Here is a 16378-nt window from a genome sequence, read left to right as displayed (position 1 = left end):
GTCGCAGCGGGCCGGGCCAAGGCGGGCGCCGGGCCGTTGAGGTCCTTCGGCTCCGGGCGACGTTGAGGCCGTGCTGCGTTCGGTGCTCACGCGAGCCGCCGCCTTCCCGAGCCCGTTCGGGTGAACTGCCGCCCGGTTGCTTCGCGTGCGCTCCGTCAGCACGCCAAGCTGGGCCCCGAATCCGTGGGAACCTCCTGAGGAAAGGCCTTTCGATGACGCGCGCGCTGATCGTGGTGGATGTGCAGAAGGACTTCTGCGAGGGCGGAAGCGTCCCGGTCGGCGGTGGTGCCGACCGGGCGCGGGCGATCGCCGAGTTGGTCCAGGGCCCGGCACGGGAGGGCTGGTCCCGGGTGGTCGCCACCCGGGACCACCACATCGACCCGGGCGGCCACTTCTCCGAGCATCCGGACTTCCGGGACTCCTTCCCGGTGCACTGCGTGGTCGGTACCGAGGGCGGCGAGTTCCACCCCGCCTTCACGCCCGCCGTCGAGGCCGGTGCGGTGGACGAGGTGTTCTTCAAGGGCGCCCACTCCTCCTCCAAGAGCGGCTTCGAGGGCTTCGCCGCCGACGGCACCCCGCTCGCCGACTGGCTGCACGACCGGGGTGTGGACGCGGTCGACGTCGTCGGCATCGCCACCGACCACTGCGTCAAGGCCACCGCCCTGGACGCCGTGAAGGCCGGCTTCGACACCCGGGTGCTGCTGGACTACACGGCGGGCGTGGCGACCGACACCACCCAGGCCGCGCTGGGCGAACTGAACCGCGCAGGAGTGGACTTGACGGGCGTGCCGGTCGTGCTCGGCTGAGCCGGCAGCGCACAGGCGGCGGCCATCACGGGCCTTCGGCCACCGCTGCGCCCCGGGCCGGCCTCCCCGTGCGGGAAGGCCGGCCCGGTGCCGCGCCAGGGCTCATAACGGAACGATTGCGGAGCCCGCCCTTCCTGTGCGAGGTCTTGACGGCGCGGGGAGGGCGGGCGTTTGCTGTCTCCCGCTCGTGCGAACCTGTTGGGTTGTGGTTTGTTTTGTGGATTTGAACGTTCAAACCGCCAGGAGATGCAATGTCACACCTTTCTCGTCGCGATCTGCTCCGCGCCTCCGGAGCGGGTCTGCTGACCCTGGCCGCAGGCGGCACCCTGGCCGCCTGCGGCGGCTCCGGGGCGGGGAGTTCCTCGGGTGGGGACGCCGACACCGGCACCGTCACCGTCTGGTCCTGGGCCACGGCCGCCGCCGCCCTGCGTGGAGTCGTCCCGGCCTTCGAGAAGGACAACCCCGGCATCAAGGTCGACGTGCAGGACATCGGCAACCCGGCCATCTGGGACAAGATCACCGTCGGTCTCGCGGCCGGCGGTCAGGGCCTCGGCGACGTGCTGCACATCGGCTGCGACTACCTGCCCGGTTACCTGGAGAAGTTCCCCGGCGGCCTGGCGAACCTCTCCGAGTACGGTGCCGACGCGCACAAGGACAAGTTCGCCAAGGGCCTGTGGCCCGTCGTCACCGGCAAGGACGGCCACGTCTACGCACTGCCCTGGGAGGTCAACCCGCTCGGCTTCTTCTACCGCAAGGACTACTTCGACAAGGCGGGCATCGACCCCACCGCCCTCGCCACCTGGGACGACCTGATAGCCGTCGCCGACCGCTTCAAGGCCGCCAACCCGGGCATCTCGCTCATCGGCATCAGCAAGGCCGCCAACCCGGACCCCGACCTGGACTTCCTGCAGTCCCTCATGCAGCTCCAGGGCGCGTTCTACTTCGACCTCCAGGGCAGGATCACCCTCGGTTCCGAGCCGGACGTGCGCGCCCTCGCCACCGTCAAGCGCCTGGAGGACGCCGGCCTGATCGCCGACGTTCCCGGCGACCAGGGCTGGGCCACCGCGACGAAGGCGGGCAAGCTCGCCGTCGCCCCGATGCCCGCCTGGGCCGCGCACTACCTGGAGTCCAAGTTCGCCGACCAGAGCGGCAACTGGCGCCTCGCCAAACCCCCGGCCGTCACCCCGGGCGGCAAGCGCACCGCCCTGGTCAACTCCACCCACCTCGCCGTCGCCGCCTCCAGTCCGCGCCGCCGCGCCGCCTGGAAGTTCGTCGAGTACGCGCTCACCCGCCCCGACTCCGTCAACACCATGTTCGACGCCGGTGGCGTCTTCCCCGCGCTCACCGCGGCGTACACCGGCCCGATGTACGCCGCGCCCCACCCGTACTTCGGCGGTCAGCCCGTCCTGAAGACCTTCGCCGACCTGGCCGTCGACGGCGGCGACCCGACCAACTACTCCGGGGACTACGCCCGCGCCCTCAAGCTCGCCGGCGACGCCCAGACCAAGGTCTTCCTCAAGGGCGGCGACCCCGCCGCCGTCCTCCAGGACGCCGCCAAACAGCTCGCCCAGCAGACCGGACGCGGCATCGCATGACCGCCGCCACCCCGTCCGCCGCCCCTGCCGAGGAACTCGCCAAGTCGCTCACCAAGGAAGTCGTACGGTCCCGCCGTAGCCCCCGGTGGCGCCGCGCCGCCCTGCCGTACCTGCTGCTCGCCCCCGCCCTGCTCACCTTCGGCGTGTTCAAGGCCTACCCGATCGTCGACTCGCTGCTGCTCTCCTTCACCACCGGATCCGGTACCGCCACCCGCGCCGCCGGACTCGCCAACTACCGCCGCCTGCTGGACGATCCGCTGTTCTGGACGGCCCTGCGCAACACCGGCGAGATCCTCGTCGTGCAGGTCCCGCTGATGCTCGGCCTGGCCCTGCTGATGGCCGTCGGCATCAACTCCGCCCTGGTGCGCTGGCGCGCGGTGTGGCGACTCGGCGTCTTCATGCCCGCGGTCACCGGCCTGGTCGCCACCGGGGTGATGTTCGCCTTCCTGCTCAGGACCGACGACGGCGCGGTCAACCGGCTGCTCGACGCGGTCGGCCTGCCCACCGTCGACTGGCTCGGCCAGCCGTTCTGGGCCCGGATGTCGGTCGTCCTGGTGCTCACCTGGCACTACACCGGCTACAACGCCGTCATCTACCTGGCCGGCCTGCAGTCCATCCCCCGGGAGCTGTACGAGGCCGCGATGGTCGACGGCGCCGGGCCGATCCGCCGCTTCGCGTCCATCACCGTCCCGGCGCTGCGCCCGGTCCTGCTGTTCACCGTCGTGCTGTCCACCATCGGCACGCTCCAACTGTTCGACGAGCCGTACGTGCTGACCGGTGGCGGCCCGGACAACGCGAGCCTCACCGTCTCCATGTACCTGTACCAGAACGGCTTCCGCTACTTCGACTTCGGCTACGCCTCCGCCATCGCCTACGCGCTCACCCTGCTGGTGTCGGTGCTCGGCGCGGTCCAGATGCGCCTGATGGGGGACAAGGACACATGAACCTCAGGCAACTGCGGGGCTGGCCGCTGACCTTCCTCCTCGCCGCCGTCACCGGCCTGTCCGTCGGCCCGTTCTACTGGCTGGTGATCGCCACCACCCGGAAGGACACCGAGATCTTCGACTGGCCGCCCGCACCGCTCCCCGGAAGCCACCTCGGCGACAACCTGGACCGGCTCCAGCGCCGGATCGGGCTGCTCCGGGTGATCGGGAACTCGTTGCTGGTGGCCGGAGTCCAGACGGCCGGCGCGCTGGTCGTCGCGCTGCTCGCCGGCTACGCCTTCGCCAAGTTCCGCTTCCGCGGCCGCACGCTGCTCTTCGCGCTGCTGCTCTCCACCCTCGTGGTGCCCGAACAGGTCATGCTGGTACCGCTGTTCAAGATGATGATGAGCTTCGGGCTGCTCGACTCCTACCAGGCGATCATCCTGCCCGGCCTGTGCGTGCCCTTCGCGATCTTCCTGATGCGCCAGTCGCTGAGCGGCCTGCCGGACGAACTGCTCGACGCCGCCCGGGTCGACGGTGCCGGCGAGTTCCGGGTGCTGTGGAGCGTCGTCGTCCCGGTCATGCGGCCGGTCCTGGCAGCGCTCTCGATCTTCCTGTTCCTGGGCTCCTGGAACCAGTTCGTCTGGCCGCTGATCGCCCTGCGCAGTCCGGACATGCACACCCTGCCGGTGGCCCTCGCGACCCTGTACGGGAACAAGAGCACCACCGACTACGGCGCGATCCTCTCCGGCACCGCGCTGTCCACCCTGCCGATGATGGTCCTCTTCCTGGTCCTCCAGCGGCAGTTCATCTCCGGCCTGCTGGCCGGCGCCACGAAAGGCTGAGCATGTCCGAGACCGTGAACGACATCTGGGAACCGCACGCCCCCGCCGCCGCCGGCCTGCGCCCGCTGTACGCCGAGGGGTTGGACCTGAGGGCGAGCGGCGCGGCCACCGTCCGGGCGGTCGCCGACGGAGTGGTCGAGGTGAACGCCGAAGGGGAGGGCGAGCTGCGGATCGAGTGGCGGGTGCCCTGCGTGGACGCCACCGCCTTCTGGACGCCCGAGCCGCGCGGCACCGGCTGGCTGCCCGCCGCCTGGAGCGCCCCGCGCCGTACGCGCCTGGCCGACGGCGCCCCGATCGCCGCGCTGGTCGGCACCGGGGACGTCGCGCTCTGCGCCTTCGCCGCCGAGCGCCCCGACGTGCTGGCCGGGGCCGGAGTGGTCGAGGAGACCGGCGAGTTCCGGTGCTGGGCCCAGGCCGCGGGCCGACTCACCGTACGGATCGACACCTCGGGGCGGCACTTCGCCCGCTGCCTGGCCGACCTCGCCGCCTGGTGGGGCAGCGGCCGCGTCGCGGACATCCCTGAGGCAGCCCGTCGCCCCGCCTACTCCACCTGGTACTCGATGCACCAGGACATCACGCCCGAGCGCGTCGAGACCCAGGCCGCGCTGGGCAAGGAGCTCGGTCTGGACGTGATCATCGTGGACGACGGCTGGATGACCGCCGACCGCACCCGGGGCTACGCCCACTGCGGCGACTGGGAGCCGGTGTCGCTGCCCGACACCGCCGCCCACGTCCGCCGGGTGCACGAGCTCGGCGTGCGCTACCTGATCTGGTACGCGCTGCCGTTCATCGGCAAGGACAGCGCCGCGTACCAGAAGCTCGGCCGCTACGCCCTCGCCGAGGCGGCACACCTGGGCGCGATCGTCGCCGACCCGCGGTACCCCGAGGTCCGCGACTTCCTCACCGACCGGCTCGCCCGTGCCGTCGAGGAGTGGGGCATGGACGGCCTCAAGGTCGACTTCGTCGACTGGTTCGCGCGGGCGGAGGTCCCCGAGCCCGGCCCCGGGGCGGACTGCGCAGGCGTGGACGAGGGCGTGGAGCGCCTGCTCGCCACCATCCGGCGCCGGATCACCGCCGCGAACCCGGAGGCGATGATCGAGCACCGCCAGCCGTACGTCAGCCCCGGGCTGTGGCCGTACGTCACCATGATCCGCGCCACCGATTGCCCGCTCAGCCCGCAGGAGAACCGGCAGCGGACCGTCGATCTGCGGCTCGCCGCCGGGCCCGTCCCGGTCCACTCCGACATGCTGATGTGGCATCCGGCCGAGCCGCCGGAGCAGATCGCCTGCCACCTGATCAACGTGCTGTTCGCGGTGCCGCAGCTCTCCGTCGACCTCGCCGCGCAGAGCACCGCGCAGCGGGAGACGATCGCCTTCTGGCTCGGCGTCCTCCGCACGCACCTCGACACCCTGCAGCTCGCCGAGCTGCGCCCGGCCCGTCCGGACCTCGGGTACCCGCTGGTGACGGCGGTGGGCGAGGAGACCGTCGCGGTGGCCCGCTACGCGGCCCTGCCGGTCGACGCCTCGGATCCGGGCTGGCGCACCCTGCTGGTGGCCAACGCCGACGCCGACCCGGTCGTCCGGCTGACCGGCGGCAGCGGGACCGCCGCCGTCACCGTGCAGGACGCCCGGGGGCGTATCGTCCGGCAGGGCGAGGTCGAGCTCGACCGGGCGGAGCCGATCCCGGTGCCACGCGGCGGGCTGCTGACCCTGCGCCGCGACTGACGACTCCAGGAGGACCGCATGCCCGAGGGAGCACACCGGCCGCGCCGTGGCGCCACCACCATCGAGGAGGTCGCCCGCGCGGCCGGGGTGTCCCGGCAGACCGTCTCCAACGCACTCAACGCCCCGCACCGGGTCCGTCCGGAAACGCTGGAGCGGGTGACCGCGACGATCCGCGAACTCGGCTACCAGCCCGACCAGTCGGCCCGCTCGCTGCGCAGCGGCGCCCGGCGCACCATCGGCTACCTCACCCCGGTGGACGACCCCAACGACCCCAACCCGCTGATGGCCGGCTTCCTGGAGGCCCTGGTCGACGCGGCCGGGGAACAGGGCCGACGGGTGCTGCTGTTCCGCCCGGGCCGGGGCGCGCCCGATGCGCTGGCTGCCATCGACGAGCTGGTGGCGGCCCGCCAGGTCGACGGGCTGGTGCTGGCGGACGTGCTCCACCAGGACGCCCGGATCGACCACGTCGCCCGGCTGGGCGTCCCGTTCGTCGCCTTCGGCCGGACCGGGCCCGCGCAGCCGCAGCATTGGGTGGACATCGCCAACGACGCGGCGATGGCCGCCGTGGTGCGGCACCTCGCGGCGCGCGGTCACCGGCGGATCGGGTACCTCGGGGCCTCCGAGGACCTGCCGTGGATGGCGGCGCGGCGGGCGGGCTTCCTCGCCGAGGCACGCCGACTGGGACTGTCCGCCGTCACCGTGGCCCACCCGTCGGTGACGGCCGTACGGGCGCTGCTGCGCGGGCCCGACCGGCCCACCGCCTTCGCGGCGGGCAGCGACCTGCTGGCCTTGGACGTGTACGAGGCCGTCCGGGCGGAGGGGCTGGAGGTCGGGCCGCGCGGGATCGCCGTCACCGGATTCCACAACACGCCGCTCTGCCGCCACCTGCACCCGCCGCTGACCTCCGTACGGCTGCCGCTGCGGGCGATCACCGGCGCGCTGGTCGGGCGGCTGCTCGACCAGGGGCGTGGGGAGGCGGCACCGACGGCGGGGGTCGAGCTGGCGGCCGAGCTGGTGGTGCGGGGGAGTTCGGGGTAGGGCCGGTCCTCGTGCTCCCGTCTGCGCGGCGACGACGGGAGCACGAGGACCGGCCCTGGGCGGTGGTCTGCGCGACGGTCAGCTCGCCGACCGACCGTGCGGCGGCTGAGCCGATCAGGCCCGGTGGGCCGCCGGGCGCTCCGGGGACGCCTCCGCGAGCGCCCGGGTCACCGCGTCGACGCCGGCGCGCAGCCCGTACACCGGGGCACCGGGCTGCTGCTGCCAGGAGTCGTCGATCCCGCCGGCGTCCACCGTGTCGAAGCCCAACTCGTCGATCAGCGCCCGCACCACGCGCTTGGCCGCCTCGTCGTCGGACGCGACCGGCACGGCGAGGCGCTCCGGGTCACCCGCCGGGCGGGGGCGCTCCAGCAGGTCCTGGGCGTAGGTGCCGTTGAACGCCTTCACCACCCGGTGGCCGATCTGCTGCTCCGTCCAGCGGCTCTCGGTCAGCCCGCCGTCCTCGATCGCGTCGATCCGGCCGTCGCGCTGCTGCGGGTAGTAGTTGCCGGTGTCGATCACCGCCACGCCCTCGGCCGCGCCGTCCAGGAGCCCGGCGGGCAGGTCCGGCACGTTCTTCAGCGGCACGGTCACCACCACGACCTGCGCGCCCCGCGCCGCCTCGGCGGCCGTCACGGCCTTCGCGCCGGTCTCCTCGACCAGCGCCCCGAGCGACTCCGGGCCGCGCGAGTTGGCCACCGAGACCTCGTGCCCCAGTGCGGTCAGCCGCCGGGTCAGGTTGCCGCCGATGTTGCCCGCGCCGATGATGCCGATCTTCATGGGAAAGCCCCTCGTTCCGGGAGTGCCGCAAGCTCGTCGACCTGCCGCAACCGGACGGCGACCGGTTCTGTTCCCGCCCGTTCCGCTCTGTCCGGTCTGTGCCGCGGCCGGGTGGTCCGCCCTGCGGCTGCTACTCTCCTGGGCTGTCTCTCAGTGACGGGGGAGTCGTGACGGGGGTGTCCTGATGGAACGCACAGCGCTGCCGACCCTCATCGACGGGCTCCCCGAGGCCTTCGCGAGCGCCCCGCGCCCCGCCCGGATCGACGCCTTCTGGGACAAGCAGAGCACCCCTACCGGACGTTCGTCGACTGGCTGCGCGGCCCGGACCTCCGACTCGCCGTCGAGGCGGCCTTCCTGCGGACCGACGACCCCACCCGGCTCACCGGTCCGTCGTACTGTCCGCGTTCCGCGGGTGTGCCCGGCCCGTCATTCGAAGCGCGTGGGGTCGCCGGCCCCGCGCCGGACGATTTCCGGCCCGCCACCGGAGAAGTCGATGACCGTCGTCGGCTCCGTGCCGCAGTCGCCCGAATCCACCACGGCGTCCAGCACGTGGTCGAGGCGCTCCTTGATCTCCCACCCCTGTGTCATCGGTTCGTCCTCACCGGGGAGAACCAGGGTGCTGGAGACCAGGGGCTCACCGAGTTCGGCGAGCAGAGCCCTGGTGACGGTGTGGTCGGGGATCCTGACTCCCACCGTCTTCTTCTTCGGGTGCAGCAGGCGGCGTGGCACCTCCTTGGTGGCAGGGAGGATGAAGGTGTAGCTGCCCGGCGTCGCGGCCTTGACGGCGCGGAACACGTTGTTGTCGAGTTGGACGAACTGCCCCAGCTGCGCGAAGTCCACGCACATCAGGGTGAAGTGGTGGCGCTCGTCGAGACGCCGGATCGACCGGATCCGCTCGAGGCCGTCACGGTTGTCCAGCTGACAGCCAAGGGCGAAACAGGAGTCGGTCGGGTACGCGATAAGGGCCCCGGAGCGGAGACTGGCGACCACGGTGCCGATGGTGCGCGGCTGGGGAGACTCTGGATGCACGTCGAAGTACTTCGCCATTGGCCGACCCTACGGGATCCCGGCGACGGATGGGCGCAGCCGCGACATCCCACTCCGCAGGCGTCCGCGAAAGGTGGGCTGCGTCCGCGGTGGTCGGTACCGACGGTTCGAGCCGGTCTCGGCGAGCGGGTTCGGGCCGGAGCTGGTCTGCTGGTGCCGAGGGGCGGGCGTGCCGGTGTACCGGGAGGAATCCGGATGAGTACCTATCGAGCGGCACAGGTGGCCGCCGTCGGCGGGTCGTTCGAGATCGTCGAGCGTGACGTGCCGCGGCCGGGCCCCGGTCATGTACGGGTCGCCGTGGAGGCCTGCGGGATCTGCCACAGTGACGCCATGTTCGTGAACGCCGGGCTGCCGGGCGTCCGGTTTCCGCTGGTCCCCGGGCACGAGATCGCCGGGCGCATCGAGGAGCTCGGCGAGGGAACGCAGAGCACCGGTTGGCGGGTGGGCGACCGGGTGGCGGTGGGCTGGTTCGGCGGCAGCTGCGGGCACTGCACCGCCTGTCGGCAGGGCGACTTCGTCCTGTGCCTGAACCTGAAGGTCCCCGGTTGGGCGTACGACGGCGGGTACGCCGAGGCGGCGGTGGTGCCGGTCGACGCCCTGGCCCGAATCCCCGACGCGCTGGCGGCCGCCGACGCCGCGCCGATGGCCTGCGCCGGGGTGACCACGTACAACGGGCTGCGGACGAGCTCCGCACGGCCGGGCGACCTCGTCGCCGTACTCGGCATCGGCGGCCTCGGCCACCTGGGTGTGCAGTACGCGGCCGCCATGGGCTTCGAAACCGTGGCCATCGCCCGCGGCGCCGACAAGGCCGACTTCGCCAAGCAGCTCGGCGCGCACCACTACATCGACAGCACGGCCGACACGCCCGTCGCGGACGCGCTGCAGTCCCTCGGCGGCGCCAGGGTCGTGCTGGCCACGGCCGCGAACTCCGCCGCCATCACGGCGACCGTGGACGGGCTGTCCCACCGCGGTGAACTGGTGGTCATCGGCGCGGACGCCGAGCCGCTTCGGATCACCCCGGTCCAGCTGCTCCTGCGCGCCAGGACCGTCCGAGGACACGCGTCCGGCAGCGCGCAGGACATCGAGGACACCATGGCGTTCAGCGCCCTGCGGGGAATCCGCCCGATGATCGAGACCGCGCCGCTCGGCCAGGCCGACGAGGCTTACCGGAGGATGCTCTCCGGTACCGCCCGCTTCCGCATGGTGCTCACCACCGGAACGGGATGACGGGAGCCGGACGCGCCGGAGCTTCGTCCGGTCCTGGCGACCGGTGCGCACGGCGGCATCGGTGGAGTCGGGAGCTTCGGTCGACCTGAGTGAGAGCCGGTCACAGAGCCGGTCACCTGGGGAAGTCGCGTCGTCTAGCCCGGCGTTGGATCACTCTCGCAGAGGGGCGGGTTTCGACCGGGCTCGTCGGGGTGGGCGGCGGCGGGTTCGGCGCGCCGGATGGCGATGACGGCGGCGTCGTCGTTGAGGCGGTGGCCGACGTGAGCGAGGAGGTCACGGCGGATGTGGTTGACGAGTGTCTCGGGGGAGCATCTGGTCCAGTGGGCGGCGCGATCGGCGAGCGGGTAGAACTCGCCGGTGTCGTCGCGTGCCTCGGTGACCCCGTCGGTGTACAGCAGCAGGGTGTCGCCTCTTTCGAACGGGAAGTCGTCGCTCGGGTACGTGCCGTCGCCGAGGTCGTTCACGCCGAGGGGCGGAGCGGCCGGCACGGAGTCGACGGGCAGTGCGTGGCCGTCGCGCAGCAGGAGGGGCGGCGGGTGTCCGCAGTTGGTCATGCGGGCGACCGGCTCGTCGTCGGGCAGGTCGAGGAGGATCGCGGTGATGAAGTGCTCGACGATGTCGCCGCTCTCCTGGGCGAAGTCGGTGAGGTAGCGCCCCACGTTGTGGTCGAGCGTGGACGCCAGGTCCGCCAGGGTGTCGTGCTGTGCGGCGATGAGGCGGAAGGCGCTGACCAGCAGGGCCGACTCGCCGACGGCGGCCAGGCCCTTGCCCCGGACGTCTCCGATGACCATGCGGGTTCCGCCCGCCGTGCGGGTGGCGGTGTAGAGGTCGCCGCCGATCTGTGCCTCTTTCTCGGCGGCGAGGTACATCGTGGCGATCTGAAGCGGCCCGATCTGTTCGGGCAGCGGGCGAAGCAGGGCGCGCTGGGCGGCTTCGGCGACTGACTGGGCGCGGGCGAGCTGTCTGGCCCGGTGGTCGCGGATGGCGGTGAACATGACGATCAGCACGCACAGGATGGTCAGCGCGGCGATCTGCGCGATGTGGTTGCTGGTGGTGAGGCCGCCATGGAGGAAGGCGATGAGGACCTGGGCGGCGATGGCCAGGGCTCCGACGAGGGCGGTCGGGCGGAGGCCGGCGAACGAAGGGGTGAGGGCAGGGGCGATCACCAGGAGCGGGCCGAGGTGGATGGTGGTGGGGGAGTGGAGATCGACCACGGTGATCGCCGCGATGAGGGCGAGCGGGATCAGCAGCAGCGCCCAGCTCCGTTGCCCGCGCTGCTGGAGGCGGGCCGCGCGTGCTCGGACTTCCATGTCCCCACTGTGCTCCTGAGCGTCGGCGAGCGCAGGTGTGTCGCACATGCGTGGTAGCCGGCTCACCGGTCGTAGCCGCTCCGGTGTCGCCGCCCCGGGCGGCTCCGCTGCGCCGGACTCCGGCGGCATGGAGTGGCGAACCCGAACCACCCCGACCAACACGGCACCGGGCCCAACACGGCACCGGGCGATGTCGCTCGCAGCGGAAGGCCCCGCGCAGAATGGATCTCGATCTGGAAGAGGCCTTGCGGGGTGCGGATATTTCACCGGTATGCGATACGTGCCGCATTTTCACCTGGCTGGACTCATGGTGTCACACCTTGGACACGTCCGAAATGACAGCCATAAGGGCTGTCATTACGTTCGTCGCAGGTCGGGCACCCGGCCGACGTCCGTGAGACAGAGAGACAGTGACATGCGCACGCGCACATTGGCTTTGGCCGTCGCCGGAGTAAGCGCGGCGGCGCTTGCGGCCACCGGTATCACCTACACCCTGACCGCCGGATCCACCTCGGCGCCCCCGTCTGTCCAGCGGGCGGCCCAGCCGGTCCAACAAGCCGCCCCGGCGCACCCGCCTGTTCAGTCGGCACCCCAGCCGGTCCAACAAGCCGCCCCGGCCGCGGCCGCCCCGGGCGGCGGCGAAGAAGAAAAAGGGGAGAAGCGCGAGGGCCGCGACCGTGAGGACGGCAGGCGCGGCCACGGCCATGAGGGCCACGGCCATGAGGAAGAGGGAAGGATCTACTTCAACGAACGTTCGTACTCCGCCTCCGATGAGGGATGCGTCACCGCCGCCAGCGGACTGGGCTCCAGTAGCTTCAGTATTTTCAATGACAGCCGGAAGACCGTCGAGGTCTTCCGCGGCTTCTCCTGTGACAACGGCGGTCCGGTCGCCATCGTGGGCCCCTACGGCGCCACCAATGGCGTCGCGCCTCGTACCGGCCACGGGGCCCTGTTCGGTGGCGACGGCGCCGTGGGCAGCTTCCGGGTGCTCGGCGACCGCGACGAGTGGTGACAGCGCAGCCTGGGACGCGGCCGGCTCCCGGCCCCGCCGAGAAGGCCGTGAGCGCTCAGAAGACCGCGAGCGGATTGACCGGGGAGCCGGTGCCGCGGGGGATGTTCAGGGGCGCGGCGACGAAGAGGAACTCCCATCGTGAGGTGCGCGCGCACGCCTCGGCCAGCGGTTCCAGGTCCAGGTTGTCGATCAGCGGCAGGCCCAGGGCGGTGATGGCCAGCACGTGGACCGGCGAGTGGACGCCGTCGACGGGGCTCGGGCGCATGTCGCTGTCGCCGTCGCTGCCCAGGGCCGAGGCCCGTGACTCGCTCAGCACGCGCATCGCGCCGGGATGCAGCCCCGCGCTGAGGTCGTCCGGGTCCCACGCGCCCAGCCGCCGCCGTCGGGCGAGGTGGCCCGTGCGGACCAGGAGGATGTCCTGGGGGTGGAGCGGGCTGCCCTGTTCCTCGGCGCAGACCAGCAGCTCCGGGCCGCCGATCGCCTCTCCCGGCTCCAGCCAGGCGCGGCCGCGCAGGCGTGGCACGTCCAGCAGGACTCCTCGCCCCACCAGCCCGGGCAGCAGGTCGGTCACCGCGCCGTAGGCGGCACCTTGCGAGGAGACCACGTCGCGCGCCCGCACTCCCGCGAAGAGCAGTCCGCCGTACGCGATGTGGCAGAGCGCGTCCAGGTGCGTCTGCGCCTTGCCGTGGTAGTCGGAGGCGATGAAGTCCCGGTGCACGGTCGGCTCGGGGGGCGTGACGTCCGCCAGTTCGGTCATCTGGTGCAGTGCCGGCCTGCGGTTGTCGGGCCCCGGCACGGTGTCCCACGGCCGCCCCATGGCGACGACCTCACCCGTGCGTACGAGTCCGGCGGCGGCCACCCGTCGCGTCCCTTCGACCGGCCCGGGGAGACGGTCGCGGCGCAGCCGGCGGAAAAGCGCGTCGAACTCGTCACGGGTCATCGCCGGCCCGTTGACACTGGTCATGGCACTCCTCAACCCGTCCCCCGCTCTGCCGATGATGCGGTGACGGTCGCAATACCGCCACCGTGCTCGGGGAGTTGTGCGCGATCCGGTGACAAGCACCGCAGAACGGGCAAAGTCCTAATATTGCATCGAAAGGGTGCGGCTCTGCGGAAATGTGAGCGCTGTGGCGGTCATGACAGCTTCGGATCAGGCGGGGATCGGTCCCGTACGGGCCCGTGAGCGGTTCATGCTCGGTGAACCGGTCGAGGGTGGCGTGCGGAGTCTGATCCTGAACTCCTGGCAGCGCTGCCGGTCGATGGGGATCTCCCCGGACGGATCCGAGCTCCCGTACCGGCCGGACATCGATCTGGACGGTCGGCTGGTCCGCGCGGCCAGGCCCGTGCTGGACCGGCTGGCATCCAGGTTCGCCGGCAGCCGGATGAACGTGGCCCTGACCGACGGGGACGGGGCGGTGCTGCAGCGCCGTTTCGGCGAAGCGTCCATGGCCAGGCAGCTGCCCGCGATCCAGAGCGTCCCGGGCTTCGTGTTCGCCGAGCAGTACGGCGGGACCAACGGCATCGGGCTGGCGCTCACGGAACGGCGGCTCATCCAGGTCTCCGGAGCCGAGCACTTCTCCGAGCGCGGCCAGTCCAACGCCTGTACGGCGATTCCCGTCCGCGACCCCCTCAGCGGACGGATCGAGGGTGTCCTCTGCTTCGCCTATCCGCCCGCCTACGCGGACCCGCAGATGGAGGACCTGATCCGCAAGGCCGCCACCGCCATCGAGCGGCGCCTGCTGGCGCAGAGCTCGGCGCGAGAGCGCACCCTGCTGCGCGCGTACCTCGATTCCAGGCGCCGCGCCCAGACCGACCAGGCGGCCGGGGACGGGCGCCTGGTCGGGATGGACGAGCTGTCCCGGAGCGGGCTGGACCGGCACGACCAGATACTGCTCGAACAGATGGCCACCGACCTGATCTCCTCGGCCCGCCGCACCGCGGTCGAGGTGACCCTCTCCCAGGGCCGGCGGGTCACCCTGCTGAGCCGTCCGGTGGCCAGCCCGTCCGGGGTGGAGGGCTTCGTCATCGAGGCGATCCTGCACGGCGACTCGCTGCCCCGGCTCGTCGCCCCCGACCAGGCCGGTCGGCCGGTCGGCCGCCCGGCGCCCGCCACGACCGCCGCCGCCCCACCGCTGCGGCACCCCGGGGGTGGCGCACCGGATCGCCGGGCCGAGGCGCCGTCCGCCCCCGCGCGCGGCGCAGCCACCAGGCTGCTGCTGGTGGGCGAGCCGGGCGTGGGACAGTACGCCGTCGCGGCCCGCCGCCGTCTGGAGCTGCTGTCCGAGGCCAGCACCCGCATCGGCACCACCCTGGACGTGACCCGCACCGCCTGGGAACTCGCCGAGATGGCCGTCCCGCGGCTGGCCGACTACGTCACCATCGACCTGCCCGAGACCGTCCTGCGCGGCGAGGAGCCCACCGACCCCAGCAGCGAGCTGCACCGCACGGTGGTCCACGGCATCCGCGCCGACTGCCCCTTCTACCCGGTCGGCGAACGGGTCGACCTCAGCCCCACCACGCCCCATCGCCGCTGCCTGGCGAGCGGGCAGGCGGTGCTGGAACCCGATCTGAGCAGGGCCGCAGGCTGGATCTCGCAGGACCCCGAGGCGGCCCAGCGCCTCCTCGCGCACCACGTCCACTCCCTCATCACCGTCCCGCTGCTGGCCCGCGGCGTCGTGCTGGGCATCGCCGGCTTCTACCGCGCCCGGAACCCCGCCCCCTACGGGGACGACGACCGCTCGCTGGCCCAGGAGCTGGCCACCCGCGCCGCCATCTGCATCGACAACGCCCGCCGCTACACCCGCGAACACGCCATGGTCCTGGCCCTGCAGCACAGCCTGCTCCCGCGCAGCCTGCCCGAGCAGAGCGCCATCGAGGTCGCCCACCGCTATCTGCCCGCCGAGTCCGGGGTGCGCGGGGACTGGTTCGACGTCATCCCCCTCTCCGGCGCCCGGGTCGCCCTGGTCGTCGGCGACGTCGTCGGCCACGGACTGCACGCCGCCGCCACCATGGGCCGCCTGCGCACCGCCGTGCACAACTTCGCCGAACTGGACCTCGCCCCCGACGAGCTCCTCACCCACCTGGACAACCTCGTGGGGCGCCTGGACCGGGACGAGGACGGTGCGGAGCCCGCCACCGGCAATGACGGCATCATCGGCGCGTCCTGCCTGTACGCCGTCTACGACCCGACCTCGCAGCGCTGCACGCTGGCCCGCGCCGGTCACCCGCCACCCGCGGTGGTCCACCCGGACGGCACGGTCATCCTCCCCGACCTCCCCGCCGGGCCCCCGCTCGGCCTGGGCGGCCTGCCGTTCGAAACCGCCGAGCTGCACCTCCCCGAAGGCAGCCGGCTGGTCCTCTACTCCGACGGACTCCTCGAAGACCACCGCCGCGACCCCGAAGCGGCGCTCGACCGCCTGCGCACCGCCCTGGCCCACCCGAACCGCTCACCCGAGGACACCTGTCGCACGGTCGTGGAGGCCGTGGTACCCGAGCACCCGGCCGACGACGTCACGCTGCTCGTCGCCCGCACCCACGCCCTCGACCCCGGCCGGATCGCCACCTGGGACCTGCCCGCCGACCCGGCCCGCGTCGGCGACATCCGCGCCGCAGCCGCCCGCCGCCTGAGCGACTGGGGACTGGACGAGGTCGCCTTCGTCGCCGAACTGCTGCTCAGCGAACTGGTCACCAACGCCATCCGCTACGGCATCGAGCCCATCCAGGTCCGTCTGATCCACGACCGCGCACTGATCTGCGAGGTCTCCGACGGCAGCAGCACCGCCCCCCACCTGCGCCACGCGGCCACCACCGACGAGGGCGGCCGCGGCCTGTTCCTCGTCGCCCAGCTCACCCAGGCCTGGGGCACCCGCTACACGGCCAGGGGCAAGGTCATCTGGGCCGAATGCGCCCTGGAGGCGTCCGACGGAGTCCCCGACCTCTTCGAGAGCCCCTTCTTCGAGAACCAGTTCGCCGACATCCCCGAAATCGAATGACCCGCCCTCCGGACATCACCCGCCCTCCGGACATCAACCGCCGCCGTGGCGTGTCAACACCACCGCGGCCGGGCTGAGCTGG

At 72.3% G+C, this 16378-nt stretch carries 12 protein-coding genes and 1 pseudogene; 9 read left to right on the top strand and 4 right to left on the bottom strand.

Translation table 11 applies throughout. The annotated features are described in order from the left end of the window. Window positions 1–212: 212 nt before the first annotated feature. The 6 genes from ABZW30_RS03085 (at window position 213) to ABZW30_RS03060 (ending at window position 6931) form a co-directional block, all read left to right on the top strand. Window positions 213–806, top strand: a complete 594-nt coding sequence (locus ABZW30_RS03085; RefSeq protein ID WP_355669281.1) for an isochorismatase family protein — start codon at window positions 213–215, stop codon at window positions 804–806. A gap of 251 nt (window positions 807–1057) precedes the next feature. Continuing rightward, window positions 1058–2401: an extracellular solute-binding protein gene (locus ABZW30_RS03080; RefSeq protein ID WP_355669280.1), complete on the top strand. Its 1344-nt coding sequence runs from the start codon at window positions 1058–1060 to the stop codon at window positions 2399–2401. Beyond that, window positions 2398–3345, top strand: coding sequence for a sugar ABC transporter permease (locus tag ABZW30_RS03075; RefSeq protein WP_355669279.1), 948 nt, complete (start codon window positions 2398–2400; stop codon window positions 3343–3345). The genes ABZW30_RS03080 and ABZW30_RS03075 overlap by 4 nt, the downstream gene beginning before the upstream one ends. Beyond that, window positions 3342–4169: a carbohydrate ABC transporter permease gene (locus tag ABZW30_RS03070; RefSeq protein ID WP_355669278.1), complete on the top strand. Its 828-nt coding sequence runs from the start codon at window positions 3342–3344 to the stop codon at window positions 4167–4169. The genes ABZW30_RS03075 and ABZW30_RS03070 overlap by 4 nt, the downstream gene beginning before the upstream one ends. A 2-nt stretch (window positions 4170–4171) precedes the next feature. Next, entirely contained in the window at window positions 4172–5893 is a 1722-nt protein-coding gene (locus tag ABZW30_RS03065; RefSeq protein WP_355669277.1) for a glycoside hydrolase family 36 protein, read from the top strand. An 18-nt stretch (window positions 5894–5911) separates the two neighbouring features. After that, a complete protein-coding gene (locus ABZW30_RS03060; protein ID WP_355669276.1) occupies window positions 5912–6931 on the top strand; it encodes a LacI family DNA-binding transcriptional regulator in 1020 nt (339 codons plus the stop codon). Between the two features lie 114 nt (window positions 6932–7045). On the opposite strand, the pseudogene ABZW30_RS03055 reads toward ABZW30_RS03060, so the two are convergent. Next, a pseudogene (locus ABZW30_RS03055) lies at window positions 7046–7717 on the bottom strand (NAD(P)-binding domain-containing protein); the annotation flags it as partial. A 417-nt stretch (window positions 7718–8134) separates the two neighbouring features. Next, entirely contained in the window at window positions 8135–8755 is a 621-nt protein-coding gene (locus ABZW30_RS03050; RefSeq protein ID WP_355669275.1) for an L-threonylcarbamoyladenylate synthase, read from the bottom strand. Window positions 8756–8950: 195 nt separating this feature from the next. Between ABZW30_RS03050 and ABZW30_RS03045 the strand changes: the two genes are divergently transcribed. Beyond that, window positions 8951–9982 (top strand): alcohol dehydrogenase, encoded by a 1032-nt coding sequence (locus tag ABZW30_RS03045; protein ID WP_355669274.1) that lies wholly within the window; start codon window positions 8951–8953, stop codon window positions 9980–9982. A gap of 134 nt (window positions 9983–10116) precedes the next feature. On the opposite strand, the gene ABZW30_RS03040 is transcribed toward ABZW30_RS03045, so the two are convergent. Then, window positions 10117–11292: a PP2C family protein-serine/threonine phosphatase gene (locus ABZW30_RS03040; RefSeq protein WP_355669273.1), complete on the bottom strand. Its 1176-nt coding sequence runs from the start codon at window positions 11290–11292 to the stop codon at window positions 10117–10119. 415 nt (window positions 11293–11707) lie between these two features. Here ABZW30_RS03040 and ABZW30_RS03035 point away from each other — a divergent pair, with 415 nt between their 5' ends. Next, a complete protein-coding gene (locus tag ABZW30_RS03035) occupies window positions 11708–12304 on the top strand; it encodes a hypothetical protein (RefSeq protein ID WP_355669272.1) in 597 nt (198 codons plus the stop codon). 55 nt (window positions 12305–12359) lie between these two features. Here ABZW30_RS03035 and ABZW30_RS03030 read toward each other — a convergent pair whose 3' ends face one another. After that, window positions 12360–13268 carry a cyclase family protein gene (locus ABZW30_RS03030; protein ID WP_355669271.1) on the bottom strand — a complete coding sequence of 303 codons (909 nt, stop codon included), beginning with the start codon at window positions 13266–13268 and terminating at the stop codon, window positions 12360–12362. Window positions 13269–13440: 172 nt separating this feature from the next. Here ABZW30_RS03030 and ABZW30_RS03025 point away from each other — a divergent pair, with 172 nt between their 5' ends. Then, on the top strand, window positions 13441–16296 hold the full coding sequence (locus tag ABZW30_RS03025) for a SpoIIE family protein phosphatase (protein ID WP_355669270.1): 2856 nt from the start codon (window positions 13441–13443) through the stop codon (window positions 16294–16296). Window positions 16297–16378: the final 82 nt, after the last annotated feature.

Origin of the sequence: Kitasatospora sp. NPDC004669 (assembly GCF_040609455.1) — a bacterium.
In the GTDB taxonomy this organism is placed as follows: domain Bacteria; phylum Actinomycetota; class Actinomycetes; order Streptomycetales; family Streptomycetaceae; genus Kitasatospora.
Note: the sequence above shows the minus strand (reverse complement) of the source record. Positions and strands in the feature narration are given on the sequence as shown.